General features: G+C 66.7%; 21 protein-coding genes. 1 reads left to right on the forward strand and 20 read right to left on the reverse strand.

Going from position 1 to position 17,655, the window contains the following annotated elements; genetic code table 11:
• Positions 1-120 precede the first annotated feature (120 nt).
• Positions 121-609 carry a hypothetical protein gene (locus ACFVS6_RS16105; RefSeq protein WP_389704292.1) on the reverse strand — a complete coding sequence of 163 codons (489 nt, stop codon included), beginning with the start codon at positions 607-609 and terminating at the stop codon, positions 121-123.
• 143 nt (positions 610-752) lie between these two features.
• Between ACFVS6_RS16105 and ACFVS6_RS16110 the strand changes: the two genes are divergently transcribed.
• On the forward strand, positions 753-1,094 hold the full coding sequence (locus ACFVS6_RS16110; RefSeq protein WP_389704294.1) for a hypothetical protein: 342 nt from the start codon (positions 753-755) through the stop codon (positions 1,092-1,094).
• 49 nt (positions 1,095-1,143) lie between these two features.
• Here the strand turns inward: ACFVS6_RS16110 and ACFVS6_RS16115 are convergent, their stop codons facing one another.
• The 19 genes from ACFVS6_RS16115 to ACFVS6_RS16205 all read right to left on the reverse strand — a co-directional run bounded on the left by ACFVS6_RS16115 (position 1,144) and on the right by ACFVS6_RS16205 (position 17,654).
• A complete protein-coding gene (locus tag ACFVS6_RS16115) occupies positions 1,144-1,350 on the reverse strand; it encodes a hypothetical protein (protein ID WP_354825214.1) in 207 nt (68 codons plus the stop codon).
• Complete coding sequence (locus tag ACFVS6_RS16120; protein WP_389704295.1) at positions 1,347-2,480, reverse strand: peptidoglycan-binding protein; 1,134 nt, start codon at positions 2,478-2,480, stop codon at positions 1,347-1,349. The genes ACFVS6_RS16115 and ACFVS6_RS16120 overlap by 4 nt, the downstream gene beginning before the upstream one ends.
• A gap of 69 nt (positions 2,481-2,549) precedes the next feature.
• Positions 2,550-2,924 (reverse strand): DUF2746 domain-containing protein, encoded by a 375-nt coding sequence (locus ACFVS6_RS16125; protein WP_389704297.1) that lies wholly within the window; start codon positions 2,922-2,924, stop codon positions 2,550-2,552.
• On the reverse strand, positions 2,924-4,252 hold the full coding sequence (locus ACFVS6_RS16130) for a tail fiber domain-containing protein (protein ID WP_389704299.1): 1,329 nt from the start codon (positions 4,250-4,252) through the stop codon (positions 2,924-2,926). Before ACFVS6_RS16130 ends, ACFVS6_RS16125 begins: the two co-directional genes overlap by 1 nt.
• Before the next feature lie 78 nt (positions 4,253-4,330).
• Entirely contained in the window at positions 4,331-4,576 is a 246-nt protein-coding gene (locus tag ACFVS6_RS16135) for a hypothetical protein (protein WP_185298862.1), read from the reverse strand.
• A gap of 26 nt (positions 4,577-4,602) precedes the next feature.
• Positions 4,603-6,207, reverse strand: coding sequence for a hypothetical protein (locus ACFVS6_RS16140; protein ID WP_389704301.1), 1,605 nt, complete (start codon positions 6,205-6,207; stop codon positions 4,603-4,605).
• A gap of 147 nt (positions 6,208-6,354) precedes the next feature.
• A complete protein-coding gene (locus ACFVS6_RS16145) occupies positions 6,355-6,654 on the reverse strand; it encodes a hypothetical protein (RefSeq protein WP_389704302.1) in 300 nt (99 codons plus the stop codon).
• Entirely contained in the window at positions 6,654-7,862 is a 1,209-nt protein-coding gene (locus tag ACFVS6_RS16150) for a siphovirus ReqiPepy6 Gp37-like family protein (protein WP_389704304.1), read from the reverse strand. Before ACFVS6_RS16150 ends, ACFVS6_RS16145 begins: the two co-directional genes overlap by 1 nt.
• 2 nt (positions 7,863-7,864) lie before the next feature.
• Positions 7,865-8,719: a phage distal tail protein gene (locus tag ACFVS6_RS16155; RefSeq protein ID WP_389704305.1), complete on the reverse strand. Its 855-nt coding sequence runs from the start codon at positions 8,717-8,719 to the stop codon at positions 7,865-7,867.
• A 6-nt stretch (positions 8,720-8,725) separates the two neighbouring features.
• Positions 8,726-12,547: a hypothetical protein gene (locus ACFVS6_RS16160; protein ID WP_389704307.1), complete on the reverse strand. Its 3,822-nt coding sequence runs from the start codon at positions 12,545-12,547 to the stop codon at positions 8,726-8,728.
• A gap of 4 nt (positions 12,548-12,551) precedes the next feature.
• A complete protein-coding gene (locus ACFVS6_RS16165; protein ID WP_198544815.1) occupies positions 12,552-12,860 on the reverse strand; it encodes a hypothetical protein in 309 nt (102 codons plus the stop codon).
• Between the two features lie 80 nt (positions 12,861-12,940).
• A complete protein-coding gene (locus ACFVS6_RS16170; RefSeq protein WP_354825244.1) occupies positions 12,941-13,270 on the reverse strand; it encodes a phage tail assembly protein in 330 nt (109 codons plus the stop codon).
• A gap of 129 nt (positions 13,271-13,399) precedes the next feature.
• Positions 13,400-14,140 (reverse strand): hypothetical protein, encoded by a 741-nt coding sequence (locus tag ACFVS6_RS16175; RefSeq protein WP_389704309.1) that lies wholly within the window; start codon positions 14,138-14,140, stop codon positions 13,400-13,402.
• A 43-nt stretch (positions 14,141-14,183) separates the two neighbouring features.
• Entirely contained in the window at positions 14,184-14,690 is a 507-nt protein-coding gene (locus ACFVS6_RS16180) for a hypothetical protein (protein WP_056701734.1), read from the reverse strand.
• Positions 14,665-15,150: a hypothetical protein gene (locus ACFVS6_RS16185; protein ID WP_185298854.1), complete on the reverse strand. Its 486-nt coding sequence runs from the start codon at positions 15,148-15,150 to the stop codon at positions 14,665-14,667. The genes ACFVS6_RS16180 and ACFVS6_RS16185 overlap by 26 nt, the downstream gene beginning before the upstream one ends.
• Entirely contained in the window at positions 15,147-15,485 is a 339-nt protein-coding gene (locus ACFVS6_RS16190) for a phage head-tail adapter protein (protein ID WP_389704311.1), read from the reverse strand. The genes ACFVS6_RS16185 and ACFVS6_RS16190 overlap by 4 nt, the downstream gene beginning before the upstream one ends.
• The gene (locus tag ACFVS6_RS16195) at positions 15,482-15,940 is read right to left on the reverse strand and encodes a hypothetical protein (protein WP_185298852.1); all 459 of its coding nucleotides are present in this window, start codon (positions 15,938-15,940) and stop codon (positions 15,482-15,484) included. Before ACFVS6_RS16195 ends, ACFVS6_RS16190 begins: the two co-directional genes overlap by 4 nt.
• Positions 15,941-16,018: 78 nt before the next feature.
• Positions 16,019-17,077, reverse strand: a complete 1,059-nt coding sequence (locus tag ACFVS6_RS16200) for a hypothetical protein (RefSeq protein WP_389704313.1) — start codon at positions 17,075-17,077, stop codon at positions 16,019-16,021.
• A gap of 76 nt (positions 17,078-17,153) precedes the next feature.
• Positions 17,154-17,654 carry a hypothetical protein gene (locus ACFVS6_RS16205; protein ID WP_389704315.1) on the reverse strand — a complete coding sequence of 167 codons (501 nt, stop codon included), beginning with the start codon at positions 17,652-17,654 and terminating at the stop codon, positions 17,154-17,156.
• Between the last annotated feature and the right edge of the window lies 1 nt (position 17,655).

Consider the following 17,655-nt stretch of genomic DNA (forward strand, 5'->3'; position numbering starts at 1 on the left):
AGAAGTTAAGGAAAATCTAACGCAAGCGGAGTAGGTGAGGAGTAAACGATCAGCCCTCTTTGATAACGAAAAGGCCCCCTTCGGGGAAGGGGGCTTCGCAGGTCAGAGGGGTTGGGGGGCCTACTTGTTGTAGTCCGTCTTGCTGTGGTCGGTGTGCTCGTCAGCGTTCTTGCGCTTGGTCGTCTTGCGCTCCGGGCGGCGGATGATGTCGTCGTCGCCCTCCTCGCGGGGCACATAGAACCACCCTTCCTCTGTGTCCGGGTCGTAGTGCACGACGCAGTTGTTGTCTTCGAGCATCTGCTTCCAGCGGGCGAGTCGCTGGGTCTTGTCCTCGTCGAGCGGCAGGCCGGCGCGCCTGCGGGCCTCCACGCGCAGCATGATGATCGGGTACGGCTGACGGTGCTCCTTCTTCACTGCCCACGGGATAAGCTCGTCGTCCCGTGCGATACGCCGGTCCAGCCCCTCGCGGTACCGGAAGTTCCCCCACATCGAGGAGACGGTGTCGATGCCGTACTTACGCTTGTACTCCTCAGTCATCTCCTGGTACGTCCAACCCTCCTCGAACCATCTGATGACCTCTTCCTTGTCCTGGATCTTGCGAGCCCCCATGGCCGTCCTTCCCTCGGTGTGTTCCGCAGTGTGTTACCGGCGGTCTTGATCTTGCACTACTTACACTCCCATTATGCCTCGACCTTGTCAACCCTGCACACCCGCGACCGTAGCGCTGGCTACAGATTCACACCGGAGCCCCGATGAAGATCACCGCTTGCGACCTCGACAAGCTGACCCCGGCGAAGACCTACACCATCACGCCCGAGGGTGAGGAGCCTGTCGAGCTGGACCTCTGCGGGACGCACGCCGCGCCGATCGAGGAGCTGATCCAGCAGGCGAAGGGTGCGCAGGTAGCGGCCCCGGCAGAGGCTCGGACGGCCCCGGCGCCTGCCGTCAAACGGGTGACAAGGAAGACGACGGCGAAGAAGGCTGCGGCGAAGAAGACCCCCGCGAAGAAGACTCCTGCGAAGACCGCCAGCAGGGCGCCGAAGATCATGACCCTGGAGGAGATCGAGGCCCAGAAGCAGGCACAGAAGGGCTGAGACGAGAAGAGAGCCCCCACTGACCGCGAGGTCGGTGGGGGCTTCTGTGTTACTCGGACTCTCCGTTGGGCTGGACGTACACACCGAGCGCGGTGAGTACCTGGACGGCCGCCGCGATCCTCGGCTCGTCGATGCCGTACATCACCGCGAGGCCGGCCAGGGCGCCGAGCAGAGCGACCGCCGCCTTGGCGTACGGCTGCACCCGCTTCGGCAGGAGAGGAAGGATCAGCCCCATGGGCTTAGCGTGCTGGCTCACTCGGCCTCCTTCTGAAGCTCGACGAAGCCCTTGGACCCGATCGCCGGGTCGTACGCCTTCGAGGACAGCGCCGGGTTCTTCTTGTGGAAGCGAGCCACCGCGGCCTGGGTTTCTGCGCCGTAGAAGTCCGTGACCGAGCCCTTGATCGGGCCGTACCCGGCCTTGATGAGGAACGTCTGGAGCTTCTTCACCTGCGCGTGCTTCGCGCCCGGCTTCACGCCCGTGGACAGGGACAGGTACGTCTTGGCCGCAGTCGCCGGGGCCGCCATCAGACGGGACCAGGTGGACGAGCCGGGGTAGCCGTCAGCGTCCGAGCCGCTCCAGCCCTGGGCCTTCTGGAACGCCTGCGTCGCGTCCTTGTCGGCCTGGCCGAACGTCGGGCCAGGACCGACCGAGTAGAAGCGGCCGTACCCGTGAGCGACCAGGCGCTGACCGAGGACCGTGACGGCCGGGTGCGACTTACCCAGGACGAAGGCACTCGTGCCGGGGAAGCTCTTGCCGTCCCAGGCCGCCGGCTCCGAGGGAGCGGTCGAACCGCCGGTCGAGGGCTTGGCGCCCTTGACCAGCTCGATCAGGCGCTTGATCGGGAAGTTGCCGGGGTCGCCGTGGTCGTTCTCCGGGACATGCTGATGTCCACAGATCCCGTTGAAGTTCTCCCACTCGGCGAACGACATGCGCTGACCACGGGCGGACCCGTAGCTCGACGGGTAGGACAGCCACGGCTTGGACGTCGAGACGACCGGGATCGGGTAGGTGTCCGTCAGCCACTTCACCAGCTCGGCCAGGGCCGCAAGGTCAGCGTCGTCAGCGTCCGGCCAGTACAGGCCAGGGCCGCCCTTGTCGCACGTGCCCACAAGCTCGATCTGGATCGCGTTGAGCGTGTTGGTCTGCACCCCGCCGGCCGCGTTGACCAGAGCCCGAGCCGACTCGTTGGCGTAGAAGTGCTGACGGACGATGCCGCCCTTGATCGTAAAGGTGGGCGCGGAGCCACCGCCCCCGTACGACGGGAACGAGCTGCCCTCCGTGGTGTGCAGGACGATCACGTTCGGGTGGGCCATGGTGTCGCCCTGGTACGCAGTGTGGAACCACTGCGACGTCGCGTCGGCCTTCGGGTAGATGTGAGCAGTCAAGGGTGTGCCTCCAAGGGAACGCCGAAGGCCCCGCCTCACTGGGAGACAGGGCCTTCGGAAGGGGATGGGTCAGGCGTTGGTGGATGCCATGTGGTCGTCGAGGCGCTCGGCCACCGCCAGGCGCTCACGGCGCTCGTGCGCGATGTCCGAGCGGAGGCCGGCGATCTCTGCGCCCTGCTGACGGAGGGCGTCGTCGTGGCGCTCCTGGCCGGCGAGGACGCGATCGATCCGGAACATCACGGAGTCGAGGTCATCTCGCAGGTTCGTGCTGTGCGTGTTCGCGACCTGGTCGCGTGCTTCCTGTGTGTGCTCGCGCACCTCGTTGATGGCGCGAGTCTGACGGCGCAGAAACTCGGCTCCGATGCCGATCAGGGTGACCAGGACCGTGCCGCCTGCGGTGACGGCGGCGACCTGAACAGTGGGTTCGAGAGCGAGCGTCATCATCAGGCGGCCTTGGACTCCAGCGCGGCGAGGCGAGTCTCCACGGCCGCGAGCTGGGCGGCCTGGCGCTGGACGACCGGGAGCAGCGCGACGCCCAGGAGGTCGTACCGCAGGCCGTCCACTTCGCCGTCGAGGTAGTTGACCAGCCAGGAAAGGCCGGCCGCCTCGACCTCTTCAGCGATCAGGCCGACCTCGTCCTTGCGGCCCTCCTTCACCGAGCCGTCTTCCTTGACCTGGTCCTTGCGGTCGTAGACCACAGGGCGCAGAGCAAGGACGCCCTCGGCGTGGACGTCGAAGTCCCGGACGTTCTCCTTGAACTTGATCGAGGAGGTGTTCCGGCAGAACGTGCCGTCGCCCTCAACCCACACCGCGTACCAGGTGCCCGAGCCGCTGGCAGAGTTCGAGTGCGGCTTCTTCGAGCCGTTGGCCCAGGCGATCGTCGAGCCCGACGTGAGGTAGCCCGAGTGGGAGTGGGACGACGGCTCGAAGGTGTCAGGCTTCGAGGTGATCGAGGCCCAGGTGTGCGAGTGGGAGGCTGGCGCGAACGTGGACGGCTTCCCGCTGATGTCGTCCCAGTCGTGCCCGTGCGAGCTGGGCGGGTACGTGGACGGCTTGCCCGTGACCTGCGCCCAGTCGTGCGTGTGGGTGCTGGGGTTGAAGGCGGTCGGCTTGTTGATGACGTCGCCCCAGTCGTGGGTGTGAGTGCCGGGCGTGAACTCGTTGGGCCGACCGGAGATCGAGGCCCATGTCACGGTCGGGGCGAGCGCGGACCAGGCCGAGCCGGTCCAGTACTCCCACGTGTTCGTCGAGGTGTTCAGCCCGAGCCGGCCGATCCGCGGTGACTGGGGTCGAGTCGTGCTCGTCCAGCCGCCCACGGTGTTGCCGGTGAACCGGCGCTCGCTCGTCACAGCCGAGGCCGAGATCGTTGCAGCACCCACAGCGACGGAGACCTGAGCCAGCGGGAACTCGTAGACACCGGTGTCGGTCTGGGCGAGGGCGGGGACTCCACCGCCGGGCGTCCCCTGCACGACGGCTATCACGATGGAGTTCGCGGCCGGGTCCAAGCGCAGGACCACGCGGTCGATGCGGGCGCTCGTCGAGGCCGCCGCGATGGTGATCGTCTCGGTGCCCGTCGACTGGACCGCGTGGCCACGCACCAGGGCGAAGCCGGGGGCCACCTTGACCTGCATACCCGAGCTGTCGCCGTAGGTGTTGAAGGAGGAGCCGCCCACCTGATCGGCGACGCCCGTGGACTGAAGCTCGCGGAACAGGTAGGAGAACTGGCCTTCGCTGACCGGCTGCTCGTCGAAGGGGTAGGACGTGAGGGTCACTGGGGGTCCTTCCTGGGAATAGGAAAGGCCCCCAGCGACCAAGTCACTCGGGGGCCTGCGGGGCGGGGCGAGTCGGCGTTAGCGGCGGGCAACCTCGGTGGGTACCTCATCGATCCGACTCGCCACAGCGAGACCGAAGGAGGCCGGCAGCGCGGCCACTGCCGCCGCCAGCGCGGCATCGACGACGGCCGCTCGCTCGATGTGGCTGAGCGAGCCCTGGAGGTATTCCGGGATGTCCGGGTCGATCGTGATGTGGATGTAGTCCTGGAGCTTCATCTCGTCGGTGCCGTAGTGGGCGCGGACGAGTCCGCCAGTGATGGCCAAGGGGGTGACTCCTTAGAGGGGGAGGGTCACGCGAGGGCGACCCAGAAACGGTTGGACTCGTTGGCGACGCCAGAGAGCGGGGAGGGTGACGTCGTCGGCGACGTGGACAGCCGGCCGTAGCGCCAGAGGTTGTTGAGGCCGAACTGGTTCGCCGGCCCTCCGTACGAGTTCTCGATGCCGAGGATCATCGGCCCATCACCCGTGGTGGTGTTGTAGTTGAACCGCCACACCACGTAGTAGACGCCGGGGTCCAGGGTCACGGCCGCGTCCAGCGTCGTCGCTGAGGCGTTGCCGCCGGGGTCGTGCTGCTCGGCCGGCTCGTTGCCTGCCTCGATCGTGGTCGCGTTGCCGACGCGGACCATGGTGGAGGCGTTGTAGATCGCGGCCCAGGACCCGGAGATCAGCCCGCCCGCGTAGCCGCCGAAGTGCCACACGATCTTCGTGATCGAGGTGCGCTTGTTCAGCTTGACCGCAGCCAGGCGCGGCGTGGTCCCGCAGTAGATCGGCGTCGACTGGGAGACGGCCGGGTCGTAGGCCCACGCCTTCAGGCCGAGATCCTCCGGCTCCCACACGCTGGGAAGCGCAGGCTGCGAGCCGATCGTGATGACCTGTCCATCGGTCTGGCGGACCTTCATCACGCCGCCCTCGGCGTAGGCCACGACACCGTTGGACGGGTTGGTCGTCGGGACGGTCGTGGCGTTCTGCATCCCGAGTACGCGGACGCCACCGCCGAACGGGGTGGTCGTGTCGCCTACGCCGACGTTGTAGAAGGTGGACCGGAGGCTGTTGCTGTATGGGTGGCCGGCCGACGTGACGCGGAAGTACGTGGCCGGGTCGGTACTGCCGTACGCGGTGAGGGCGTCCCCGGAGGTGGGCTTGATGTCGACGGACCCCGTCAGGGTTCCGCCAGCCTTCGGGAACGCGTCGGCAGGAACGACGGTCGAGCCGTCCGCCTGCTTGACCTTGAAAACGCCGGCCTGCGAGTAGGCGACGACACCGTTCACCGGATTCGTGGTGGGCAGGGTCGCGGCGTTCTTCATCGCCATGACGTAGCTGCCGCCCGCGAAGTCGGTCGAGGTGTCGCCGACGCCCACCGTGTAGAAGGTGTTCGCCGCGCCGTTGCTGTAGACCGAGCCGGACTTCAGGACGGCTATGCGCTTGTCGTCCACGTTGTTGCCGTAGACGTTGAGCGGTGCGGAGACCCCGTCGCCCTTCAGGTAGATGTTGGCGCCGTCGACCGTGCCGACTTTCGGGACCGCGTTCTCGACGGTGCCGGGGTCGCCCTTCGGGCCGGCTGGGCCGGTGTCGCCGGTCGCGCCTTTCAGCGTTCCGATCGAGGAGCCCCAGCCGCTCGCGGTGCGCTGGTACAGGGCGCCGGACGTGGTGTTGAGGAGCATGTCGCCGGGCTTGGTGTCAGTGCTCGACGTCGAACCGGAGTTGACGTACCAGGCCGCGCCTCGCAGGTCGGTCCCGACCTTGGACCAGGTGCCGGCCGCCTTGACGTAGACGGCGACGGTCGCGCTGGTCACGCCCAGGAAGGTGTTCTCGGTCTTCTGGAGATAGACGTCGCCGTCCGCTCCGAGCGAGGCCGCGGGGACCTCGACGCCTTGGAGGACGGACTTGCCGGCCACTCCCTGAACGCCTTGCGCGCCGGTCGATCCGGTCGCGCCCTTCGCGCCGGTCGCGCCGGTCGCTCCCGTGTCGCCCTTGAGGCCGGCTGCTCCAGTGGGGCCGACGACGCCGGAATCCTCTGGGGCCGGCCATACGCTCAGTCCCACTTACACAACCTCCACTCCGCAGACGTGCAGGGTGCACGCCGAGCCGCTGCCTTGTATCTGGATCGTCTGGTTCTCGGAGATGACTTGGTTGATCTCCAGCGTGAGGACACCCTTCGCGGCGATGCTGACCGCCGGAAGGATCTCGACTCCGCCGAGCTTCACGACGACCGCACCCACGGCTGTACCGGGGTTCGCTGCGACGATGTTCGTGACGATCGCCGTGCCCGCCTCGGGGACGGTGTAGGCGGTCGTCAGGGTTGTCGGGGCCGTGCCCCGGAAGAAGCTGATGGGCGTAGCCATCACCACACCCCCATGATCGACATGATTTCTGATGTGCCGCCGGCCCCGGCGTCCGAGCGCTCCAGGTGTGAGACACGCTTCTCGGCGCTGGACAGCCGCTTGTTCAACGCGATGTCGAGGTTGAAGCCGGTCGCGTCACCGAGGACGGCGCCGACCTGGAAGCCGTTGGACCCTGCCTTCATCGCGATACCGGTCACGTTGGACAGAAGCTCTTGGTTGTCCACCACGACGGCGACACGGTCACCGAGGCCCCAGTCCTTGCCGAGGGTCATAGCCGTGTCTTCCATCGGCACGAGCTGCACGTCCACCTTCGTGAAACCAGCGTCCGCGATGGCCTCGTCCCCGGACTGCTGGAGTTCCTTCCAGTCGTCCGTGTTGCGCTGGTCGATCCACTGCTCGATGCGCCGCCCCCAGTCGCCTTCGGCTGTGACGCTCGTCGGCGAGGAGACTTGGAGGAGCTGCCTCTTGGTCAGCTCTCCCTGTCCGGCCACGATGGCGCGAGTCACGCCGGGGGCGGAGATCGTCGCGCGCTGGCCGGACAGCGTTCCGTTCAGAACGTCCAGCCGGATGAAGTCCGACCGGTCCGTCACCTCGTACGTCTCGAAGACGAGGTTGGACCCGCGCTGTATGACACGGAAACCGAGGTTCCCCAGAAGGGCCAGCTCGGTGAGCAGGTTGCCCAGCACGGGGAAGCGCGCACTCTTCACGACGTTCGGACCCCGACCGAGGTCGGTCCCCATCGTGAGCCCTGTCTTACGGCGTCCAACCGGGGCTGTTGGACCGATGTTCGCCTTGACGAACGAGTGCATGACGCTTTCCGCGGGGCCTTGTCTGACGTCGTGCGCCAGGGCCTGCGTCGCCCCGTCCGGGTTGGTCGGCTGAGGGAAGGCCAGCATGTCGGAGAGGACGATGTCGTCGGACACGCCCTCGAAGACGACCGAGCCGCCCGGATCTTCCGGTGTGGCTGCGTACTCGAACTTCGTGGTCGGGCCCGACAGCATGGTGTAGCTCGGGCCGGTCACGACCAGACCAGAGCCGGGGGTACGCAGGTGCGGGGTGAGGGGGTGCTCCGCACCGAGGGTGATCTTCCAGGAGCCGACGTTGTTGAACGTGTCCTGCATCTCGAAGATCAGCTCCTCGGGGCGGACCATGCCCACCCGAGTCAGCGCCTTGTCCCGTACCTCGACGGTGATGTCTTGCAGGCGCACTATCACACCACCATCCACTTGCGCGGCTGCCAGGAGCAGACGATGCGCGAGGCGCTCGTGATGTCCAGGAGGGAGGCTTCCGCCGTCGACAGGCCGGGCTTGACCGTCCAGAACCGGGGCGCCGTGTCGAGCAGGTTGTATCGGTTGGCGCCCGTCTGGTCGGTGACCGTGCCTCGCTTCGTGTCGATGGTGAGGATCTGGCCGGCGGTGAGGGTGCCGGTCCAGCGCAGCCGCTCACCCGTGGGCGAGACGGCGGTGAAGGTCTTGCCGGGGCCGTAGACCTTCCAGATCGGATACGCCTCGGCGTCCCCGCTGTTGTTGAGTTCGATCTCGCCGATCGCCTGCGAGGCCGCGACGTTCAGCTTGGACAGGGACTTCAGGAACGGCGCCGAGGTGGCGCCGGTAATCGTCCGTGCCTCGGCGACCGAGGAGGTCCAGTACGGGTCAGGCGCACGGAAGGAGACCACCGTCTCGAACTCGCGCTCGCCGATGGTCTCCACGCCGTACGTGTACTCACCCCCGCCCGAGCGGTAGACGTCGGTGAACCAGCTCGTTCCGTCATCGTTGAGGACGGTGAGGGTGCACCTCCCGGCCAGCGCGAGGGCCAGCCGGGAGATGCGCGCACTGAGGTCGTTGCGGTTCCTCGCCAGGATCTCGATGGGTATGTCGATGTCCCGCGCGAGGACGCGCCGACGCCGGTAGGTGGCACCGTCGCCGGCCCCTTCGAGCCACTGGATGTTGACGGCGGGGAGACCGAAGCCGGTCGTCCCCGCCTTGGCCTGGTAACCCAGGCCCTTGGTCGCGATCTCGTCGAGATCAAGAGTGTCTGCACCGCTGCTCAGAAGGAGCTTGGGCATCCCGAATCACCATCCCATCCTGGCTCGGTTGGCTGCGGCGAACAGGTCTTCCTCGGAGTCGAGGGAGTTGCCGGGTGCCGCGTAGTAGTTGAGGGTCTTGGTCGTGCCGCCCTGGCCTGCGCCCGCGAGGGCCGAGGTCACCGCGGCCGTGACTCCGCGAGATGCGCCGAACGCGCTGACCGTGGGAGCGCCGAACTCGGTGCCGGCCACGTCGTCGGTCAGTCCTCGAAGGGACTTCTTGACCGCGTCGTACCGGGACTCCAGGCCCTTGATGAACCCGTTGATGACGAGCTGGCCGGCGCCGACGAGGAGGACTCGGTCGAGGGACTCAGGGCCCTTCCAGCTCGTGAGCTTGTCCGTCAGGTTCCCGAGGGTGTCCTTGACGTCACCGAACATGCCGGTGATGCCGGTGATGAAGCCCTTGATCAACTGGATGCCGGCGTTCTTCAGCGTGGAGCCGAGGTCGCTCAGTGCTTCCCTGGCCTTGCCGGGCAGTTCCCGGACCTTGGCCACGGCCTTGCCGAGCCACTCCGCGACGGTCGAGACCATCGAGCTGAACTTCTCGCGCGTCGTCGAGACGACGTTTGACCATCCCTGCGTGAAGAAGTTCTTGATGCTCTGGAGCCCGCTCAGCGCCTTCGAGCCGAGGCCCGAGAAGAACCCGGTGAAGCCCTCGCTGATCGCCTTCCACGCGTCCGAGCCGAACTTCTGCACGGCCTTCCAGCCGGCCTTGAAGCCCTCACCGATAGCGGTGAGACCCTTCTTCGCAGCACCGAGAACACCGACAGAGAGCCACGTGATCAGGGCGCCGAGGATCACGTCCCACAGGCCCTTCAGGAACTGCCAGATGCCGTTCCAGAGATCCTTGAAGCCCTTCTGGAGAAGGTCCCAGTTGCCGGTGAAGATGCCCTTGAACAGGCCGATCCAGATCTCGAAGAAGCCCTTGATGATGTTCCAGACGCCCTTGAAGATCTCGACGAATCCCTCAAGGACGAGGGCCACGCCGTTGATCGCGGCGACCAGCGTTCCGATCAGCAGCTCGGCGATGAACTTGATGATCGGAGCCAAGATCGGCATCAGGAAGTCGACCACTGCCTTCAGCGCATCCAGGAACGGCATGAGCGCCTGGACCAGGCGATCGAAGGCATCCTTGAGCAGGGGCAGCATCGTCGCGGCGATCTCCTGGACCACCGGGATCAGCGGGAGGAGAACGGCCGAAAGGATCTGGAGGAGCACGTCGACCAGGGGCATCGCCGCCTGGACGACGCCGGACAGGAATTCGGCAACAACCGGCAGAATCGGGGCAAGGCCACTCAGAAGCGCCGAAATAATCGGAAGTACGGCAGCCAGGATCTGACCGAACAGTTGAGCGATTACCGGCAGGATGATGCTCAGTGCCTGGAAGGCCATGCCGAGCGCGTCCTGGACGATCGGGACGAGCTGCATGATCACGGGCGAAAGCATCGTAAAGGCGCTGGTCAGCGCACCGCCGAGCAGATCGATGATCGGCAGGATCGACGGAGCCAGCGCGGTGAAGGCGTTGGCCAGCGGAGTCAGCGCGGCGGCGACGAGCGGGCCGAGCTGGGCAGCGAGCGCACCGACGATCGTGAGAACGGCACCGAGCGCCTGACCCAGGGGGGCCATCGCGGGGGCCAGCGCCATCACGGCGAGCTGGAGCCCGTTGAACAGGTCCAGGACTCCGGAGAACACCTCGGGCTGGGCGAGTGCGCCGGCCATGGCACTGAGGGCCTGGCCGATGATCGCGCCGACCTGCGGCAGGATCGCCGTGAGCAGGTGGCCGAGCTGCTTGAACAGGGCCTCGACAGCTGGACCGGAGATGGTCGCGATCTGCTGCATGGCCATGTGCGCGGCCGAGAAGACGTTGATCAAGCCGTTCTGGAAACCGTCGCTGTCGACGATCCCGTGGATGCGCTCCAGGGTGTCGGCCATCATGCCGAGCGAGGAGCCGCCGGCCGCTTCGGCTGCACGGGCGATGCCCGCGAGGATGCCGCCGGTCTCGTACAGAACCTCGCCGAGATCCTTCAGGGCCTGGATGCCCGCGTCGATCTCCTCGCGGAGACCGGACTCGCCCTTCTGGTTCAGCCAGTTCGACGCCTTGGTGGCGACGTCCACGAACCACTGGGCGAGCTGGGGGAGGTAGCCGGCGCCGACCTCGCCGAGCACCTTGATGATGTTGGCGAAGGCTCCGGTGCCGGTGGTCGCGATGTCGATCGACTTGGAGAGGTCGTCGAACATGCCGCCCAGAGCGGGGGCGAGGGATGACTGGATCGAGGCGGCGAAGCCTCCGAAGAACTGGCCGAGCTGGGTTGCCGTCTGCTTGAACCCGTCGCGCAGCTCCGGGAGGACACTGTCGATCATGTCCCGGATGGGCTCTTTGGCTTCGGCCCAGAAGTTGTCACTGATCAGGTCCTGGAGGGCCGAGAACTGGCCCTTCACTTCCGGCAGAACCTTGTTGAAATCCTTGAACGCGGCGACGGTGGCACCAACGCCGATCGCCATGCCGCCGAGAATTCCGGGGAGGGCGAGGGATGTTGCGCCGATCTGCGCGAGCGAGGCGGACAACGTGAACAGGTTCGACGCGGCCGAGATGCCCCAGCCACCCAGGCCGGCTATCGCCGTGGCCAGCGTGCCGATGATGGGCGTGCTCTTGTCGAGGTTCTTGATCATGTTGCCGAGGCGCTCGAACACGTTGCCCAGCACGCGGGCGCCGGACAGCGCCTTGAGCATCGCCGTAGCCGTCGCGGCGGCAGACAGGGAGACCTTCGGGAACAGGTTGACCACGCGGTCACGCGTCAGCCTGGCCATCGCAGCCATCACCGCAGCCACTGCGCCCTTGCTGGTCTCGGGCTCGATCTCCGACTTCAGGTGATCGATCTTGTCCTGGAGGTCGTCGATCTCCCGCTCCACCTTGGCCTTGGCCATGGCGTCCATCTCGGGAGTGATCGTCGCCTTCAGGGCCTGCATCTGGGTGAAGGCCGCTTCGAGCTGACGCTTGAGCTTGGCGACTTCCTTCTCGTCCAGCTTCGGGTTGATCGAGATGTCGTCGAGAGTCTTCTGGATCTCGTCGTGGATGGCCTGGGCCTCGGCCATGTTCCAGTTCAGTTCAACCTCTGCCTGGAGGTCGAGCCGCTTCTGGAGTTCCTCGCGCGCCGCGCGGAGCGACGCTTCGTCGAGCCCGACTTCGAGATCGACTTCACGGATCTTGGCCAGCTCGGCTTCGATCTTCGCGATGGCCGAGCGGAGGGAGGCGTCGTCGTCCCAGTCGACCTTCAGATCCAGGCGCAGGTCGTCCGCCAGCATGTCGCGGGCGGCCTGGAGAGAAGCCTCGTCCAGGTGGACGTCCAGCTCGATCTCGCGCATCTTCGCCAGCTCGGCATCGATCTTCGCGATGGCCTGCTTGATGGACTCCTGGCTCGACTCGTCGATCCGGATCGTGACGGTCTGGATCTCGCCGAGCCGGTCATGGAACATGTCCAGCGCGGCGTTGAGATCGTCCTCGTTGAGGTCGACGGGGATGTCGACCTGGCCGAGCTTGTTCAGCTCGTTCTCGATGCGGGCGATGGCCGACTTGACGGAGTTCTCGTTGTCGAGGTTGACCTTGATCGAGATGTCACTGAGAGCCTGCTGGGCCTCGGCCCGGACCTTCTTGGCTTCCTCCTTGACGCCGTCACCGTCGAGGACGAGCTTGGCCTTGACCTCCAGGCCCTTCTCGGCTTCGGCCAGTTCCTTGCGGGCCTCCTCTTTGAACTTCGAGGTGTCCGGCAGGATCTTGACCGCTACGCGGCCGACTACCTGGGCATCTGACATAGACCTACCTCCGGGCGCTGAACTGCTTGTAGATCTCCGCCACGGAGCGGCGCTTCTTCTCGCCCTTCGTGGCCTTCTTCTTGACCTTGGGGCGGGGCCACTCGGGGAACTTGGGCGCCTTCTTGCCCCAGTTGCCGGTGGCTCGGGTGTTCTGGTTGATCGCGTCGAAGATGTCGGCTCGCATGTGGCGGTCCACGCCCCAGCCGAAGTGCTCCCGACCGCCCGACGCGAGGGCGTAGGTCAGGGAGGTGTCGGGCAGCCTCTGCACCATGAGGAGGACGAGGGCCGGCGAAGGGCCCCGACCTTCGATCACGTCCACGAGGTTGGTCCCGTAGTAGTGAAGGAGGTCGGGGTACAGGCCCTCGCCGTACTCATCTATGAGGTGCGCGAGGCTTAGGCTTCCCCCGCCTGAGTGCCCTTGCTGTAGGTGCTGAAGACCTGGGCCAGGAGGGCGAGGTCGCCGTCGATCTGCTCGATGAGCTTCTCGGCGATCTTCTTGTCCTTGGCCACCAGGCGGATCGCGTCGGCAAGGACGTCGGCCTGGTCGAGGGCCTCGTCACCGTCGAGCTTGTCCTGGAGGGAGCCCAGCTCGTCACGCTCGGCCTTGCTCAGGCGCAGCGGGTTGCGCAGGACGACCGTGGTCTTGTCGTCGATCTGGATGTCGGTCGAGCCGTACTTCGCGTCTGCGGCGGAGCGGATGTCGTCGAGAGAGAACGTGGCCATGAGGTGCGGACCTCCAAGGGTCGGGAGAAAGGGCGGGGGAGCGGACCATCGGGAGGGAGCCCCAGGGGGAGGGGCCCTCGGTGTGCAAGGAGGTCCGCACCACTTACACACCGAGGGAGTTGGAGAGGCTTAGGCGGCTTCGCCGGCCTCGAAGGAGTTGCCGTCCCAGAACGCGTGCGTCGCGTCGCCGAGGACCACGTGCTGACCGGAGGTCCACGCGGTAGCGGGGGAGGCGGTAACGCCGGTCAGGTCGGTCAGCCCGTAGGGGGCGTTCGAGCCGGCCGGGGTGAAGGTGCCGGGGGTGCCGGCCGTGGCGCCGGTCGCAGCCACGCCGCCGAGCGGGGTGATCGCGTAGGACCAACGGTTGGCGCCGTGCGGCATGGGCTTCACGCTGAGCGGGAGGCCGGCGAGGGACTCGGTGTCACCGAAGGACAGGTCATCGCCTCGGTAAACCTCAGCCTTGGGTGCGTAGAAGGCGAAGTGGTTCTCACCATCGACGAACACCGCCAGGAAGGCCGCGGTGGTCGGGATCGGGTCGGAGGGGACACCGACCGAACCGTCCGGCAGGATCGGGGCGTTGGAGCCGTAGTAGAGCTTCAGGCCGGGCACGTCGAACTGCTGGAGGGTGAATCCCATCGACTCCGTCCGCGCGCTGTACTTCGTGCGCAGGCTCTTGTTCTGGAGCGATCCGATGGTGGTCGCCTCGCCGCCCTCGGAAGTGATCGAGAAGATCTCTTCCAGGCTGGTGTGGCCTACGGCCTCCCAGGGCGAGAGCGGGGCCAGAAGGTCATCGGGCATCGCGGTGCCGGCCGGAGCGGTGAGGTAGTTGCCGCTGCCGATGACGAGGGTTGCGGCGTCGTTCAGTGCCACGAGGGGTCTCCTTACTCACCCCAGGCGTGTCCTACTATCACACCTAGGGCTGGGTGTTCGGGATGGGGAAGGGGCGAGAGCGCGGCTTGCGAATCTCGACGTCGTACTGGGTCTCGTAGCGCCAGACACCTGTCGGGAGGTCTGCGTACTGGACCGGGCCCGTGGCCGTCGCCCAGTCGGTAGCCCGGCGCGGGGCCGAGGCCATGTCCACGCGAGTGATGTGGCCGGCGGGGTAGACCTTCTGGTTCAGCCAGGCGTCGCGCATGACCACGCGTACGGCCTCGGCGAGGATGGCCGCGTCGGCGTCGCCGTCCGGGTCCTCACAGAAGGTCTGCACGGATACGCGGGCGTAGTCCGTGAAGCGGGCGTCTCCGGTCCATGCGCCGAAGCTCGGGTCTCGGCGGACCAGGACGAGAGGGAAGTCCTGGTCCTTCGCGATGAGCGAGCGGACAGCGATGCCCGGCAGGCCCTCGCGAAGCACGGCAAGGAGGAGGTCTTCAACGGGGCTGAGTTCGGCGAGCGCCTTAATCCCTGCGGGAAGGCCGGCCATACTTCACCCCCTTCTTGCGGCGGATCGTGACGTGACGCTTGGTCCTCGATCCGCCCTTGTTCTTCCTCGGGAGCTTGGCCGCGTTGGCGAGGATGTAGAGGCCCTCAAACCCGGCGACCGTGTACTCGCTGACGGTTTCGCCGTCCGGGCTCAGGAGGGTCACGTCGTAGGCACCGCGGCCTACCTCGATCGACATCGCCGAGTTCACGCTGGCCGAGTCGCTCTTGGTGATGTCCTGGAGGATCACGTACCGGTCGACCCGGCCGCGCTCGGTCTCGATGCTCGACTGACTGACCGAGCCCCGCGTCTTCGGGCTCGCCTTGACCCGCTGGAGGTTCTCCTCCGCGCGGACCTGCATCTCGAACTGCTGCACGTCGAGTTCGCCCTGGACGCCGTCCATGAGGGCGAGGAACTCTTCGAGCTTCTTGCCGTCGACAGATCTTTCCCACTCGATGCTCACGGCCGCTCCCGGATGTCGATGGACCAGTGCCGGGTCTTGCGGGTGCCGTGGTGGTAGGCCGGGGGCGTGACGACGTCCCAGTGGCGGCCGAGGCAGTCAACGCGCGACCAGAGGGTCACGTCGGGAAGCTCGGCGTCCACGATCATGCGGGTGATGTTGATCTGCTGCTGGCCGGGCACCTCGGCCTTCGAGGAGCGCTGGGGGATCAGTGCACAGCGCACCTCGATGGGGTGCTCCATGTCGGCGACCAGGACTTTGTTGCCTCGACCGTCGATGTGCTCGACGGTCCGGAAGATCTTGGCCGGCACCCCGCGCCTGCGCTGGAGGCTGCTCACCAGGGCTCCGTCTCGTCGGCGTAGAGCGGGAAGCCCTTCCAGCCGTTCTCGACGGGCACCAGGCCGGCAGTCACGGGGCGACGTACCGACTGCCAGGCGGTGACGCCTGCGGTGTAGAGGCCGGCCCTTCGGCCGGCCAGACCGGCGAGGAGCTTGATCTCCTCGTCGGTGAAGTAGACGGTCCCCGCGTTCTCCCCAGCGCTGTCGTTCCAGGCCAGGGTCTCGTCGCCTGCTCGCGACTGGGTGTATCCGTCCGGGTTGGACATGTACCGCTTGCACGCCTTCAGGACGAGCGTGCGCACCATGCGGGGGGCGGTGGCCTCGGGCCAGTCGCGGCCGTAGTGCGTGGCGAGGTCAGAGGCGTCCTCCAGCGCGTTCTCTGCGATCCGTTCCTCGTCCGCGTCCAGCGTCCAGTCCAGTCGCCCCTTCAGGTCTTCGAGGGTGGCGAAAGCCACGGGAGTCTCCTTGCTCGGTGGGGCGAGAAGGGGCAGAGTGCACGACTATCACACTCTGCCCCGACTCATCGACTGGCCTTAGACCGAGGCGCCGTCCGCGGTGCCACCGATACCGGTGATCTCGAACAGTTCCTTCTGCTTCGCGTCCGGACCGTCCGGGTCGGGCAGCACGTCAGCGGTCGCGTCGAGGTCCAGCTTGATCGCGCGCACGAAGTGCTCGTGCTCGGAGACGAAGCCCTGGCTCGGGTTCGCGTTGTCGCGGCCGATCAGGAAGTCGGACACGGTACGGAAGCCCTTGTACGTGTTGACGATCGACCGGTCCATGAGGCGGGTCGAGTCGTAGTCGCGAATCCAGCGCAGGGCCACGCCGTTGTAGCTGGCCGAGGCGCCGAAGGGAACGGACTGCGGGACGGACGGGGCGCCCGTCGCGAAGATGAACGCACTGGAGACCATCGCCACGGCGAAGTCGGCCGGCAGCTCGTCAGAGGTGACGATGTTGAAGCCGTACCGGCGGCCGAGAGTGGCCTCACGCAGGGCGGACACGGCCTCGGCCTCGCCGACGTTGGTCGCGAGGTTCAGGTCCGCGTCGGAGAGAAGCTCGTTCTCCCAGCCGGAACCGATCAGGAGGGTGCGGCCCTCCTTCGGGACGCGGAGCTTGTTCATGACCTCGCGCGCCCGGATCAGGGTCCGGCGCAGGCTGCGACCGGAGACCGCGCCACCGAGGGTGATCTCGTACGGGGCGTTCAGGAGGTAGTCGACGGCCTGGTACTCCAGGCCCTTGCCGACCGCTTCGGTCTGCTTGGCCATGAGCTTGGCCCAGCCCTGGAGATCCATCTCGTTCTGCTCGTCGGTGAGCTGCACACCCGAGTAGACGTCCCCACCGAAGTTGACCTGGACGGTCCGCTCGGCGTAGGTGTCGAACTGGATCTCGGTGCTGCGGTCGTTGCGCCATCCGTACGTGCGGTAGGGGAGGACTCCCTCGACCTTCACGTTGATGGCGTCGCCCTTGGCGCCCTTGAACTGGTCGATGCCCTCGCGCTGGAAGACGGCGGGGACGACGAGGCTCTCTTCGAGAGCGACCGCCGCAGTCGCGGCGATCTTGTCCGGCTTGACTACATCGTGTTCGGTGTAAGCCACGGGGTGGTTCTCCTGTCAGTTGGGAAGGGGGAGGCTGGGGCGTGAACGACTATCACACCGTGGCCGGAAGGAAGGCTCAGTAACCGCGCCTGCGCGCGGCGCGGGCGGCCTTGACCGGGTCGAAGGTGTCGTCCCCGTCAGCCGGGGTCAGACCTCCACCGAGGGACTCCGGGGCCTGCGGCGAGACGAGCTTCTGAAGCTCCTTCGCGTCGGCCTCCAGCTCCGCCGGGGTCGCGCCGGTAAGGCGCTTGGCCAGGGCCTCGGGCAGCTCGTACTTCGCAGCCACCGAGGAGAGCAGGATCTTCCGCTCCAGTGCCTCGTTCTGCGCCTTCAGCTCGGCGACCGCAGTCTCGAACTCCTCGGGCGTCTTGGCGCCAGCGAACCGGGCTTCGACCTCTCGGAGCTTGGTGCGGTAGTTCGCCGCCTCCGCGTTCGCGTCGGTCAGCTTCCGGCGCAGCACGTCCGCAGGGACCGACTCTTCGGCCGGCTCCTGGGTCTCCTGCTCCGTCGACTGCTCCCCTTCCGGGGGCGTCTCAACGGTCTCAGTCTCGGTGCTGGGGGTTTCCTGCTCGGGCACG

It is taken from the genome of Streptomyces sp. NPDC057939 (genome assembly GCF_042887545.1).
Classification (GTDB): domain Bacteria; phylum Actinomycetota; class Actinomycetes; order Streptomycetales; family Streptomycetaceae; genus Streptomyces.